Source organism: Micromonospora sp. NPDC005161 (assembly GCF_053599855.1).
This window is the reverse complement of the sequence record NZ_JBSFYQ010000008.1, coordinates 123,891-136,983: the sequence shown is the minus strand read 5'-3', so window position 1 is coordinate 136,983 and position 13,093 is coordinate 123,891. Positions and strand designations below refer to the sequence as shown.

The 13,093-nt window shown below is 72.4% G+C and carries 13 protein-coding genes; 7 read left to right on the top strand and 6 right to left on the bottom strand.

Annotated elements, in window-relative coordinates; translation table 11 throughout:
- Positions 1 to 94: 94 nt before the first annotated feature.
- Entirely contained in the window at positions 95 to 925 is an 831-nt protein-coding gene (locus tag ACWD5O_RS10640) for a GNAT family N-acetyltransferase (protein ID WP_450085111.1), read from the top strand.
- Positions 926 to 940: 15 nt separating this feature from the next.
- Here ACWD5O_RS10640 and ACWD5O_RS10635 read toward each other — a convergent pair whose 3' ends face one another.
- Both ACWD5O_RS10635 and ACWD5O_RS10630 read right to left on the bottom strand, forming a co-directional pair.
- Entirely contained in the window at positions 941 to 1,591 is a 651-nt protein-coding gene (locus tag ACWD5O_RS10635; RefSeq protein ID WP_354964408.1) for a futalosine hydrolase, read from the bottom strand.
- On the bottom strand, positions 1,588 to 3,189 hold the full coding sequence (locus tag ACWD5O_RS10630; RefSeq protein ID WP_354964409.1) for an MFS transporter: 1,602 nt from the start codon (positions 3,187 to 3,189) through the stop codon (positions 1,588 to 1,590). The genes ACWD5O_RS10635 and ACWD5O_RS10630 overlap by 4 nt, the downstream gene beginning before the upstream one ends.
- An 87-nt stretch (positions 3,190 to 3,276) precedes the next feature.
- Between ACWD5O_RS10630 and ACWD5O_RS10625 the strand changes: the two genes are divergently transcribed.
- A complete protein-coding gene (locus ACWD5O_RS10625) occupies positions 3,277 to 4,116 on the top strand; it encodes a DUF3027 domain-containing protein (protein ID WP_450085110.1) in 840 nt (279 codons plus the stop codon).
- Between the two features lie 35 nt (positions 4,117 to 4,151).
- Here the strand turns inward: ACWD5O_RS10625 and ACWD5O_RS10620 are convergent, their stop codons facing one another.
- A complete protein-coding gene (locus ACWD5O_RS10620; RefSeq protein WP_354964411.1) occupies positions 4,152 to 4,397 on the bottom strand; it encodes a DUF2530 domain-containing protein in 246 nt (81 codons plus the stop codon).
- Between the two features lie 88 nt (positions 4,398 to 4,485).
- Here ACWD5O_RS10620 and ACWD5O_RS10615 point away from each other — a divergent pair, with 88 nt between their 5' ends.
- The 5 genes from ACWD5O_RS10615 to thpR all read left to right on the top strand — a co-directional run bounded on the left by ACWD5O_RS10615 (position 4,486) and on the right by thpR (position 9,135).
- Positions 4,486 to 5,964 carry an NCS2 family permease gene (locus tag ACWD5O_RS10615; RefSeq protein WP_354964627.1) on the top strand — a complete coding sequence of 493 codons (1,479 nt, stop codon included), beginning with the start codon at positions 4,486 to 4,488 and terminating at the stop codon, positions 5,962 to 5,964.
- Between the two features lie 118 nt (positions 5,965 to 6,082).
- Entirely contained in the window at positions 6,083 to 6,532 is a 450-nt protein-coding gene (locus ACWD5O_RS10610; protein WP_354964412.1) for a MarR family winged helix-turn-helix transcriptional regulator, read from the top strand.
- 72 nt (positions 6,533 to 6,604) lie between these two features.
- Positions 6,605 to 7,888, top strand: coding sequence for an MFS transporter (locus tag ACWD5O_RS10605; RefSeq protein WP_354964413.1), 1,284 nt, complete (start codon positions 6,605 to 6,607; stop codon positions 7,886 to 7,888).
- A gap of 147 nt (positions 7,889 to 8,035) precedes the next feature.
- The gene (locus ACWD5O_RS10600) at positions 8,036 to 8,545 is read left to right on the top strand and encodes a hypothetical protein (protein ID WP_354964414.1); all 510 of its coding nucleotides are present in this window, start codon (positions 8,036 to 8,038) and stop codon (positions 8,543 to 8,545) included.
- An 11-nt stretch (positions 8,546 to 8,556) separates the two neighbouring features.
- Complete coding sequence (thpR, locus tag ACWD5O_RS10595) at positions 8,557 to 9,135, top strand: RNA 2',3'-cyclic phosphodiesterase (protein ID WP_354964415.1); 579 nt, start codon at positions 8,557 to 8,559, stop codon at positions 9,133 to 9,135.
- 84 nt (positions 9,136 to 9,219) lie between these two features.
- Here the strand turns inward: thpR and sepH are convergent, their stop codons facing one another.
- The 3 genes from sepH to ACWD5O_RS10580 all read right to left on the bottom strand — a co-directional run bounded on the left by sepH (position 9,220) and on the right by ACWD5O_RS10580 (position 12,990).
- On the bottom strand, positions 9,220 to 10,299 hold the full coding sequence (gene sepH, locus ACWD5O_RS10590; RefSeq protein WP_450085109.1) for a septation protein SepH: 1,080 nt from the start codon (positions 10,297 to 10,299) through the stop codon (positions 9,220 to 9,222).
- 185 nt (positions 10,300 to 10,484) lie between these two features.
- The gene (serC, locus tag ACWD5O_RS10585; protein WP_354964417.1) at positions 10,485 to 11,612 is read right to left on the bottom strand and encodes a phosphoserine transaminase; all 1,128 of its coding nucleotides are present in this window, start codon (positions 11,610 to 11,612) and stop codon (positions 10,485 to 10,487) included.
- Positions 11,613 to 11,883: 271 nt separating this feature from the next.
- A complete protein-coding gene (locus tag ACWD5O_RS10580) occupies positions 11,884 to 12,990 on the bottom strand; it encodes a citrate synthase 2 (protein WP_354964418.1) in 1,107 nt (368 codons plus the stop codon).
- Between the last annotated feature and the right edge of the window lie 103 nt (positions 12,991 to 13,093).

Sequence of the window (13,093 nt, the reverse complement as noted above, 5' to 3'; positions counted from 1 at the left end):
GCTACGCGCAGCGGCGGCGGCGCTGTCCACAGGCTTATCCACAGGTGGGAGAGGGCTGTTGACGGCGCGAGGCTGAGCGGAAAACCATGGACGGATGGCTGCTGGCAAGGGTGCGATCGACGTCGGGGCGGCTCTGCGGGATCTTCGTCGACGTGCCGACCTGAGCCAGCGGGAGTTGGCTGAGCGGTCCGGGGTCCCGAAAAGCACGCTGGCCCGGATTGAGGCGGGCGAGGGCGGCGAGCCGGCGTTCCGGACGGTGGAGCGTCTGGTCCGCGCGGCAGGCGGCGAGCTTGCGCTCAGGCTGCCCGGCGACCCGTGCTCCACCCCAGACGACGCCGAATCGTCGAGCGTGTCGGACGACGAACCGCGGGACGAGGCTGGGCGTCGCTACCCCGCGCACCTCGACGTCCGTCGGGTCCGGACCCTGCGGGACTGGCCGGGTGCCTGGTGGGTGCATTCGTACACGCTCCCCGAGCGGTTGTGGCCGGTGCGCGTTCCAGAGCTGACCTACGACCTGGATCGAGCGCGGCGAGACGAGCGGCGGAGGCGGGACCGGACGCGGGCCCAGGTGGGGTTTCGACGTGCCCCCGAAGGACTGCCCACCACGTCCTGGCGTTTTCTTGCCGAGGTGCCCGGGGCCGGGCCGGTCGGTGAGCTGAGGGCCCATGAGCGGAGCGTGGACCTCCTCCTCGGCGAAGATTGGGGTGACCGGCGTGAGCTGGTGTTGGAAGGCCTGGTCGTTGCTCCCGGCCTACGGACCCTGGGCATTGGGCGTCAACTGATCGGGCTGTTGGCCAAGGAGATGGCAACGGCCGGCATCCGGACCGCCCACGCGATTGCCGAGTTTGGCAACGTGGAATTTCTGCTCGCCTGCGGGTTCGAGCTGCAGGCGAATCGACCGTCGGCGCTGACCCTCGAAGTCTGAGCCGCCCTGCCGGGGTCAGCGCAGCGCCGGGGCCGCTGTGGTCAGGGCGGTGAGGGCTTCGCGTAGCCGCCAGGCGTCGCGGTCGCGGGGGCCGATCGGGTTGGAGATGGTACGCAGCTCGGCGAAGGGCACCCCGGCCTGCGCCGCGGCGACCGCCACCCCGTACCCCTCCATGGCCTCGGCGACCGCCCCCGGATGTCGGCGGCGCAGCTCCTCGGTGCTGGCGACGGTGCCGGTGACCGTGCTGACGGTGAGCACCGCGCCGGTCGTGGCGGACGGCAGAGCGGCCCGCAGCGCCGCCAGCAGCCGTGGGTGAGCTGGCACCACGCTGCCGTTGCCCAGCAGCGCGGGCGGCATGCCCAGCTCGTCGACGGGGATGAAGCCGTCCGGTGACTCGGCGCCCAGGTCGGCGGCGATGCTGGCGGTGCCGAGCACGATGTCGCCGACCTCCACCCTCCCGACGAAGCCGCCGGCCACGCCGGCGCTGACCACCGCGCGGTACGGGCGCCCGGCCGCCTCGGCCAGCGCCAACAGTCGGGCTGTGGCGGCTCCGGCCACGGCCGGGCCCACCCCGACCGGGGCCACGGTGACGGTGGCGTCGGTCAGCCCCGCGCGGACCGCGTCCGCCTCGGCGGGCACCGCGGTCACCACCAGCAGGCCGGTCACGACAGCGGCCCGGGGGACTCCCGGCGGGTCTCGTCGTCCGCGCCGCCACCCGGTCCGCCGACCGCCGAGGAGGGGCGGTAGATGTGGTAGCCCGGTGGTGCGAGCCCCGGGTCGTCGTACTGCGGCGAGCCGGCCTGGGTCGGCGCCGGAGAGGTGGGCGTTCGGTCACCGAAGTCGTCCGTCGACTCGTCGTCGGCCAGTTCGTCGTCGCCCAGCGGCCGGCCGGCCAGCTTCTCGCCGCGCAGCCGTGCGGCGACCAGCACACCCCGGGTCGCCGCCAGGACGCCCACTCCGGCGGCGACCGCGATGCCGGTGCGACCGTCGAACGGCACCAGCCCGAGCCCGCCGCCCGCCACGAAGGCCAGCATCAGCACCGTCTCCGAGTGGGCGAAGGAGCTGGCCCGCAGCCGCTCCGGGATGCGTTCCTGGATCGAGGCGTCCACGGCGAGCTTGGCCACCCCACTGACCAGCGCGGTGACCAGGCAGAGCAGGGCCACCATCGGCAGCGAGAAGCGGATGACGGTGAGTACGGCCACCCCGGCCACGATGATCATGCTGCTGGACTGGATGGCGGTCGGCCGGTGGATGCGCAGGCGGGTGCCGACGGCGGTGGCCAGGAAGCTGCCGACCGCCAGCGCGCCGCCGACCAGCCCCAGCGCCCACTCGGCGCCCAGGTCCCGACCGAACATCACCGTTGTCAGGTCGCCCTTCTTGATGGCGAAGGCGAGGAACAGCAGCAGGAAGCCGTAGACCGCGCGCAGGGTCGCGGAGCCGATCAGGGTGGCGATCACCAGACGGCCGGCGGGTCGGCCCCGCCCCAGTGGGCGGTCCCCCCGGCGACGGCCCAGCGCGCGCAGCGGCCGGGGGACCCGTTCCGGTGGCTCCGAATCCGCCTTCGGTGGCAGGCGCAGGGAGATCACCATGCCGATCAGGAAGATCACCGACGCGACCCGTAGCGGCCACTGCGGCCCGAACCAGAACGCCGCCAGCCCGATCGGGGCCACCAGTGCGCCCGCCACCGTGCCGTAGACGCTGGCCCGTGCGCCCACCTGGGAGAGGCCGAGCCCTTCCGGCAGGAGCCGGGGCACCGCCGCGGAGCGGGCCACGCCGTACGCCCGGGACAGCGCGAGCACCCCGAACGCGGCCGGATACAGCCCGAAGCCGTGGATGTAGTCGGAGATCAACCAGGCCAGGAACGCCCGGCCGAGCATGGTGGCGGCCAGGGCGTACCGCCGGCCGTGCCGGAAGTGGTCCAGCAGCGGGCCCACCACGGGGGCGAGCATCGCGAACGGCACCATGGTCACCAGAAGGTAGAGCGCGACCTTGCTGCGGGCCTCGCCCAACGGCACGTTGAAGAAGATCGTCCCGGCCAGGCCGATGGCGATCAGAGTGTCTCCGGCGCAGGACACCGCGTGCAGATCGAACAGGCGGACCATGCCGACCTCGCCGCCGGCGCCCCGGGCGCGCGCCCGGCCGGCCCGGCGGGTCACCCAGCGCCCGCTGCCCACCGAACCACGCAACAGCAGCCGGATGGTGCGGATGCTGGTGCCGACGGTGCGCCCGAGGACGGATCGCCCGGAGCGGGAGTACGACGGCATGTCCACCATCCTCGCCCATCCGATCGAGGTACGCGCAGCACTGCGGCGAAAGGTTCCCCGGGAGTCCCTGTCACCCCTGTTCGACGCATGGGGAACAATGGTGAGGTGACCAGGCCCGCCTCCACCCGCGCCGCCCGTCTCGACCAGGTCTGCGCTGCCGCCGTCGAGGTGGCCCGCGCCGGCATCACCGAGGTGGACGCCGACGACGTCGGCGACCACCTGCAGGTCGTGGCCGAGGGCGACCGGCTGGTCACCCACTACTTTGAATGCCGTCTTGCCGGCTACCGCGGTTGGCGTTGGGCGGTCACCGTCACCCGGGTGCCGCGCAGCCGCACGGTGACCATCTGCGAGACGGTGCTGCTGCCCGGCCCCGACGCGCTGCTCGCGCCCGGCTGGTTGCCCTGGCAGGAGCGGCTCAAGCCGGGCGACCTGGGCCCTGGTGACCTGCTGCCGACCGCGCCGGACGATGAGCGGTTGGCCCCCGCCTACCTGCTCTCGGACGACCCGGCGGTCGAGGAGACGGCCTGGGAGCTGGGCCTCGGTCGGGCCCGGGTGCTCTCCCGGGAGGGCCGCGCCGACGCGGCGCAGCGCTGGTACGACGGCGACCACGGCCCGGCCGCGGCGATCTCCACCGCTGCCCCGGCCGCCGCCCGCTGCGGCACCTGCGGCTTCTACCTGCCGCTGGCCGGCGCGATGCGGCTGGCCTTCGGCGCGTGCGGCAACTTCTACGCTCCCGACGACGGCCGGGTGGTGAGCGCCGACCACGGCTGCGGCGCCCACTCCGAGACGCTGATCGAGGCGGCCGAGACCGCGGTGGAGGAACTGCCCACGGTCTACGACGACAGCGCGGTGGAGGCCATGTCGGTGAGCCGCGCCCCGGGTTCGGTGGAGGCCGCCGAGCCGGCGGAGCCGTCCGGGCACCCCTGACGGTCCGCGCCGGGTGTGCCGGCGCTCCGGCGGGGTCAGCTCGTGCGGCGGCGGCGTCGGTTGGCGTCGTGCCGCATCATCACGGCGAGGCCGGGGAAGCCCCACAGGAAACCGGCCAGGCAGGTCCAGAGCCAGTTCTCGTGATCGTGCTCGGTCAGCCAGCCCCGGAAGAAGATCAACAGGACCAGCCCGGCCACTGCCCACCCGATCAGCCCGGCGACGGCGAACGGCACCATCGGTGGGTCCAGCGGCGCGGGCCGCGGAGGCTGCTCGTTCGGCACCCGGCAAGCGTACGCGATCGACTTCCCCTGCCCGCTGGTGATCTGGGACGATGCGCGCGACAACTGGAAGATCACCTGCGAGGACCTGATGGCAGTAACGCCGCCCGAGAACGGCACACCACCCGACCCCGCTCATCCGCGTAACGGCTTCGACCGGTTCTTTGAAATCTCCGCCCGTGGCTCGACGCTGAGCCGCGAGGTGCGCGGTGGCCTGGCGACCTTCTTCACGATGGCGTACATCGTGGTGCTCAACCCGCTGATCCTCGGCGGGGCCGTCGACGGCGACGGCAAGACCCTCCCGATCCCCGCGCTGGCCGCGGCGACCGCGTTGGTCGCCGGCCTGATGACGATCCTGATGGGTGTGGTGGGCCGGTTCCCGCTGGCGCTCGCCGCCGGTCTGGGCGTCAACGCGCTGGTGGCGTACGAAATCGCGCCGGAGATGACCTGGGCCGATGCGATGGGCCTGGTGGTGATCGAAGGTGTGATCATCGCGGTGCTGGTGCTGACCGGTCTGCGGACCGCGGTGTTCCGCTCGGTGCCCACCCAGATGAAGACCGCGATCGGGGTGGGCATCGGCCTCTTCCTGACCATCATCGGTCTGGTGGACGCCGGCTTCGTCCGGCGGATTCCGGACGCCGCCAACACCACCGTCCCGGTGGGCCTGGGCATCGGCGGCAAGCTGGTGAGCTGGCCGATGCTGGTCTTCGTGGTGGGTCTGCTGCTCACCCTGGTGCTGGTGGTCCGCCGGGTGAAGGGCGCGATCCTGATCGGCATCCTCGCCTCGACCGTGCTCGCGGTGATCGTGGAGGCGATCGGCAACATCGGCCCGTCCTTCGTCAACGGTCAGCCCAACCCCAAGGGTTGGTCGCTGAACGTGCCGGAGCTGCCGAAGACGGTGGTGGACCTGCCGGACCTGTCGCTGCTCGGCAAGTTCAACGTGCTCGACTCGTGGGGCCGGGCCGGCTGGCTGGTCGTGCTGATGTTCGTCTTCACGCTGCTGATCACGGACTTCTTCGACACCATGGGAACGATGGTGGCGGTGGGCCAGGAGGGCGGCCTGCTCGACGAGCGGGGCACCCCGCCGAAGGCCAAGGAGATCCTGCTGGTCGACTCGATCGCCGCTGCGGCCGGCGGCGCGGCCAGCACCTCCAGCAACACGTCGTACATCGAGAGCGCCGCCGGTGTCGCGGAGGGCGCCCGGACCGGGGCGGCCAACCTGGTCACCGGCGTGCTCTTCCTGCTGGCGATGTTCCTGGCCCCGCTGGTGGTGGTCGTGCCGTTCGAGGCGGCCTCGACGGCCCTGGTGGTGGTCGGCTTCCTGATGATGACCGCGGTGCGGACGATCGACTGGTCCGACTACGAGATCGCCATCCCGGCGTTCCTCACGATCGTGCTGATGCCGTTCACCTACTCGATCTCCAACGGGATCGGCGCCGGCTTGATCACCTTCGTGGTGGTGAAGCTGGCCAGGGGCAAGGCCCGGGAGATCCACCCGCTGCTGTACGGGGTCGCCGCGCTGTTCGTGCTGTACTTCCTGCGCGGGCCGATCGAGTCCCTGGTGCTCTGACGCACGTCCGGGCGGGGGGATCAGAATCGGATTCCCCCGCCCGGAACAGCCCGAACGTCCTCGTGAGCCTGGTCATATCGGATGTCGTTAGCCAGGCTCATTAGTTAAGCTAACTATCGTGACGGAGCGGACGGTGACGGCGGAACGCGTGCCACCGGCGCAACTGGCTCCCCAGTTGCGTGATGCGATCACCCGACTCAACCGGCGGGTCCGCCAGGCCCGACCGGTCGGCGACCTCACGGTCACCCAGGTCTCCGCGCTCACCAGCCTGCGGCTGGCGGGCGCGCTGACGCCCCGGGAACTGGCCGACGTGGAGCGGGTGCAGCCGCCGACGATGACCAAGATCGTCGGGAAGTTGGAGGACCGCGGCCTTGTGCAGCGGACCCCCCATCCGACCGACGGCCGGCAGGTCATCCTCGCGGCGACCGAAGGAGGGCAGGCCGTGCTCGACCAGTTCGAGCGGGCCCGCGATGAGTGGCTGGCCCACCGGCTGGCCGCGCTCGACGAGGACGAACGGGAGACCCTGCAGAGGGCCGCCCAGATTCTTCAGCAGCTCGCTCGCGCCTGAGCCGCGCCCGCGCCACCGGGCCGTGCCGTCACCTGTCGATGACGCGTACGTCCCGGAGGAGGCGCACCAAGAGTGCGGGCCAAGTTGAGCACGATGTTCCAGTCCCTGCAGGTTCGCAACTACCGGCTATTCGCATCCGGCCAGCTGATCAAGCTGATCGGCGTCTGGATGATGTTCATCGCCCAGGACTGGCTCGTCCTCGAGCTCTCCGACAACTCGGCCACCGCGCTCGGCGTGGTCACCGCGCTGCAGTTCACCCCCGTGCTGCTGCTCACGCTGCTCTCCGGCCGGCTCGCCGACCGGTACGACAAGCGGGTGCTGCTCTTCGCGGCCAACGCCTTCTGGACCGTGCTGGCGCTCGGCATGTCCCTGCTGGTCCTCACCGACCTCGTGCAGCTCTGGCACGTCTTCGCCTTCGCCGCGCTGCTCGGCACGGCCAACGCCGTGGAGACCCCGGTCCGGCAGGCGTTCGTCTCCGAGCTGGTCGGCACGTCGCTGCTGCCCAACGCGCTGTCGCTGAACGCGGCCGTGTTCAACTCCGCCCGGATCGTCGGCCCGGCCGTCGCCGGCCTGGCCATCGCCGCCTTCGACGTGGGGCCGGTCTTCCTCTTCACCGCGCTCAGCTCGATCGCGCCGCTGGTCAACGTGGTGCGGATGCGGACGGCCGAACTGCACCGCGACGCCCTGCTGCCGCGGGACGAGCGGGCGTCCGCCCGGGTGGTCGACGGGCTGCGGTACGTGTGGCGCCGCCCGGACCTGCTGCTGCCGATGGCGGTGATGTCGGTGATCGGCATGTCGCTGTTCAACTTCCAGCTCACCCTGGCCGCGCTGGCCAAGACGGTCTTCCACACCGGTGCCGCCTCGTTCGGCCTTTTCAGCACCGCGCTGGCGGTCGGCGCGCTGGGTGGCGCGCTCAGCGGCACCGGCCGGCGCAGCCGACCGTCGGTCTGGCTGGTGCTCGGTGCCGCGATCGCCTGCGCCAGCTTCGGCACCCTGGTCGGCTTCGCGTCCACCTACTGGCTGGTCGTGACGCTGCTGGTGCCGACCGGCTTCTTCATGGTCTTCTTCGCCCAGGCCGCCAACCAGCGGGTCCAGCTGGGTGTGGACGCGGCCTTCCGGGGGCGGGTGATGGCCCTGTGGGTCCTGGTGTTCCTGGGCACCAACCCGGTCGGCGCGCCGCTGATCGGCTGGATCGCCGAGCACTTCGGCGCTGGCGCCAGCATCTGGATGGGCGGGTTGATCTCGCTGGCCACCGCGTTGATCGCGCTCACCTGGCAGCTGCGCCGCGCCGGCGCCCGGCTGCGATTCCGGGTGCTGCCGATGCCCCGCTTCTACGTCACCTCCACCGACTGCTGAGGTGTGAAGGAAGGGCCCCTTGTTATCGGATTTTGCATAACAAGGGGCCCTTCCTAACCCGGGCCCGGGAGCACGTCGTGTTGAGCGCATGGCGCGGATGCGGCCAATCATGTGGCGGGCCGGCGCGACGGGGCTTAGCGTCGATACGTGGGAGTCGGACGCGCGCTGATGCTGGCCCTGGCGTTCCTCGCCGTGGCCAGCCTTCCGGCGGCGTTCGCCCTGCTCTTCTGCGCCGACGAGATCCTGGATCGGGTGGTCTGCGGCTGGTCGGAGTGGCGTGAGCGCCGACGGGAACGACGCACCATCGCCCGTCTCGACCGCGCCATCGAGGCCGACGCCCTGACTCGGGACATCGACCTCAGCGAGTTCGACCGCACCGACCGGCGGCCCCTGGAACAACTCGCCGCCGACCTGCGGCGCCTCGGCGGCCAGCGGCTCGGCGGCACCGGCCGGCCGATGGTCTGGCACGGCGCGGTGGTCCAGGCGTACGACGACCGGCTCCGACTGGCGTGCCGAGCCCTCGGCATCACCGAACACCTCGCCGAGCTGAGCGGCGTCGACCAGGAGATCGAGCGGGTCCGGGTGGAAGGCGTGCTGCACGCCGCCGGGCTGACCCTGCCGGCGGCCCGAGCCGGGCACCGGCAGCGGCACCGCTGAGCGGTCGACGGTTGCGGCTCTTCGTCGCGGTCTGTCCGCCCGCCGAAGCGGTCACCCATCTCGGCGCGCAGGTCGCCCGGCTGAGGGTCGGGGCGGCAGCGGCCGCCGGCACCAACGTACGGCTCGCCGACCCGGCCCACCTGCACCTAACCCTGGCCTTCCTCGGTGACGTCGAGACGGCCCGGCTGGTCGAGGTGGAGAGCGCGCTCGGGCTGGCTGCCGAGTGGTTCCGGGACGGCCGGGACGCCTCGCCCCGGCTGAGCCTCGGCGGCGGCGGCCGGTTCGGCCGGGGGCGGTTCACCGTGCTCTGGGTGGACTGCCGGGGTGACGTCGAGGCGCTGCACGTGCTGGCGCGACTGATCCGGTCCCGGCTGCGGCACGCCCGGCTGCCGCACGACGACAAGCCGTTCCGCCCGCACCTGACCGTCGCTCGGCCCGGCGACCTGGTGGACGTGGCCGACGTTGACGCCGACCGGGCCGCCCTGGACGACTACCAGGGCCCGCCGTGGGCGGCGACCGAGTTGCTGCTGGTACGCAGCCACCTCGGCCCCCGGCCGCGCTACGACCGCCTCGCCGCCTGGCCGCTCTGACTCAGCCCGCAACCGGCCCTGCCACGGGCACTTGGCGTGCCTCGCGCTGACGGGTGGCGAACCGCCACCCGCCAACGCGAAGCGTCAGGAGGACTCGCGCGCGGCCGGACCGCTGCCGAAGAGCACGTCGTCCCAGCTCGGCAGCCGCTTGCGCGGCTTGCCGTTGGCATCGGTGGACTCGCCGCCGGCAGCCGCCGCGGCGCCCGTCCGGCGGGGCCGCAGCACCGCCAGCGACGGCACGGCCGGCACCTCCTTGGGCGCGTCCGAGTCGTCGTCGAAGGCCGACCCTTGGCCGCCGCCCAGCAGTGCCGCTGCGCCGCCACCGACCGGCCGCTGCCGGGGCGTGTCGGACCCGGCGAGGGCAGCCGGGATACGCGGCTCCAGGCCGCGGCCCGACGAGGCGCCGAGCGGGCGGTCCAGTGAGGCGAGCAGTGCGTCCCGCCCGGCTCGGATCGGGTCCCGGCCGGGACGCGGGTGCTCGGAGGCTGCTGGCAACCCGTGCCCACCGCGACTCGGCTCGCCGCGTGACGGACCGGGCAGGGCGTGCCCGCCCCGCTCCGGCGCTGGCTCCTGGCCGAGGATCGGCGTGGGCCGCTCGGCGCACAGGTACTGCGCCATGTCGTCGTGCGGGGTGACCGCCTGCCGGGTCTTGTCGAGATCCCAGATCGCCTGCGCGGTGGCCTTGCCGGAGGGCCAGGTGGCGATGATCCGCCAGGTGCCGTCGTCGCGGCGGTACGCGTCCCAGGAGATCTTCTCGGTGTCGATGCCGTGCTGGCTCAGTCGGCCGTTGACCACCTCGGCCAGCGGGGTGGGCTTCTCCGCACCCTTGAGCCGGGTGCGGCGGGCGTGCTGGGCGAGCATCGCCCGCTCCTGGAGCACCGGGCCGGCATAGCGCAGGACCCGGTCGACCGGCACACCGGCGATCCGGGCGACGTCCTCGGCGGACTCACCGGAGCGGATGCGGGCCTGAATGTCCCGGGGGGACAGTGAGGGGATCGGGTCGGCGGCGGTCGGCGCCACCGCGAGCGGCGGAGCACCCGGCTCGGCGTGCAGTGCGCCGGCGATCCGCTCGTCGATCGGCAGGGCGAGCAGCCGCCCGACCTCGTCGGCGAGAACCAGGGCATGGCCGTCCTCGGAGAGGGCGACGAAGCGTACTGGGCGCATAGCGTTGCCTCCGTCCCGCTTCGCTGGCCGCACGCCACGAGTCGGCCACCCAGGCGTCTCGGACCACCGTACGCGCATCTGTCTCGGGGTGGGGGAAGCGACACCCCGCATGTCGCGACTGAGCTGCAACGATGATCACGGTCGGTGTCCGCCGAGGTCCCGATGGACACCGACCGTGACGATCGTCAGAGGCGCTCGACCACGTAGTCGATGGACGCGGTCAACGCCTCGACGTCGGCCGGCTCGATGGCCGGGAACAGTGCCACCCGCAGTTGGTTGCGACCGAGCTTGCGGTACGGCTCGGTGTCCACGATGCCGTTGGCGCGCAGTGCCTTGGCGACGGCCGTGGCGTCCACCCCGTCGACGAGGTCGATGGTGGCGACCACGTTGGACCGCAGCGCCGGGTCGCTGACGAACGGGGTGGCCACAGTGGACCGTTCCGCCCAGCCGTACACCGTCGCGGCGCTCTCCGCGGTGCGCTTCGCGGCCCAGGCCAGCCCGCCCTGCGCGTTCATCCAGTCGGTCTGCTCGGCGGCCAGGAAGATGGTGGCCAGCGCCGGGGTGTTGTAGGTCTGCTGCAGCCGCGAGTTGTCGATCGCCGTGACCAGGTCGAGGAAGGCCGGGATGTACCGCCCGGAGGCCTTGATCTCGGCGGCCCGGTCCAGCGCGGCCGGCGACATCAGGGCCAGCCAGAGACCGCCGTCGGAACCGAAGCACTTCTGCGGCGCGAAGTAGTAGACGTCGGTCTCGCCGACGTTGACCTCCAGGCCGCCGGCGCCGGACGTGGCGTCGACCAGCAGGAGCGCGCCCTCGTCCGCCCCCGCCACCCGGCTGATCGGCACGGCCACGCCGGTCGAGGTCTCGTTCTGCGGGGTCGCGTAGACGTCCACGCCGGCCTCGGCGACCAGCGTCGGCGCGCTGCCCGCGTCGGCCTTGCGGATGGTCGGATTGCCCAGGAACGGGGCGTCCTTGACCGACTTGGCGAACTTGGCGCCGAACTCGCCGAAGCTGGCGAACTGCGCCCGGTCCCGGATCAGGCCGAAGGTGGCGACCTCCCAGAACGCGGTGGTGCCGCCGTTGCCGATCACCACCTCGTAGCCCTCGGGCAGCGAGAAGAACTCGGCGATACCGGAGCGCAGCCGGGCCACCTGGTCGCGGACCGTCTTCTGCCGGTGCGAGGTGCCCAGGTAGCTGGTGGCCACCTCGGCGAGGGCGGACACGGCCGCCGGACGGACCTTGGACGGGCCGCAGCCGAAGCGTCCGTCGGCGGGCTTGATCTCGTCGGGAATCCGGATGAGCGGTGCGTCAGCCACGGTCTTGGAGGTCCTTCCGCATGGGCGGGGGCGGGGCCCGGTGCGGACCGGCGGCGGGCGCGTACGCGGGGCGCACGGCGGGCCGGGATCCGTACCGGCGATCCGGCGACACTGCCGGCCCCCATCCTCGCACCCTGGCCGGGCGGTGGATGTCGCGGTCCCGAGGGCCGGCCTGAGTCCTTCGCCACACCCGGCTCCGCCTGCCGGGCGCGGTGTTAGGAAGGGGCCCCTCCTATACACGAGGCGTTAAGAAGGGGCCCTTCCTTACCGCTCAGACGCCGTGGGGGATGGCGCCCCAGCCTTCGACGTCGCTGGGCTTGCGGCTTTCCGGGCCGACGTAGCGGGCGGACGGGCGGACGAGCCGCTGCAGGCGCTTCTGCTCCAGGATGTGCGCGCTCCAGCCGCCCATCCGGGCGCAGGTGAACATCGAGGTGAACATGTGCGCCGGCACCTCGGCGAAGTCCAGCACCACGGCCGACCAGAACTCGACGTTGGTCGCCAGTACCCGGTCCGGGCGTCGGGCCTGCAGCTCGGCCAGCGCCGCCTTCTCCAGCGCCTCGGCGATCTCGAAGCGCGGCGCGCCCAGCTCCTTGGCGGTACGCCGGAGCACTCGGGCGCGGGGGTCCTCCGCGCGGTAGACCCGGTGGCCGAAGCCCATCAGCCGCTCGCCGCGGTCCAGCACGCCCTTGACGTAGCCCTCGGCGTCCCCGCTGCGCTCCACCGCCTCCAGCATGCTGAGCACCCGGGACGGGGCGCCGCCGTGCAGCGGGCCGGAGAGGGCGCCGATGCCGGAGGAGATGCAGGCCGCCGCGTCGGCCCCGGTGGAGGCGACGATGCGGGCGGTGAAGGTGGAGGCGTTCAGGCCGTGCTCGGCAGCCGAGATGAAGTACGCGTCGACGGCCTTGACGTGCCGCGGGTCGGGCTCGCCCCGCCAGCGCTTCATGAACCGCTCGACGATGGTCTGCGCCTTGTCGATCTCCTTCTGTGGCACCGCCGGCAGGCCGAGGCCCCGGGCGGACTGTGCGACGAAGGAGAGCGCGGTCACCGAGACCCGGGCGAGGTCCTCGCGGGCCTGCTCGTCGGAGATGTCCAGCAGTTGGCTCAGCCCCCAGTACGGGGCCAGCATGGCGACTGCGGACTGCACGTCCACCCGGATGTCGCCGGAGTGCACCGGCACCGGGAACGGCTCCGCCGGCGGCAGGCCCGGCCCGAACCGGCCGTCGACCAGCAGCGCCCACACGTTGCCGAACGAGACCTGGCCGATCAGATCCTCGATGTCGACCCCGCGATAGCGCAGCGCGCCACCCTCACGGTCAGGTTCAGCGATCTCGGTCTCGAAGGCGACGACGCCCTCCAGCCCGGGTTTGAAATCGGCCATGTCGCTCTCCTGGATCTGGTCGGTGCGCCCGGTGAGCTCATCCGGCCCGGTCGGCCGAGCGCCTCAGGCGACCCTCAGGGATGTGTTCGGAACATCTTGCCTG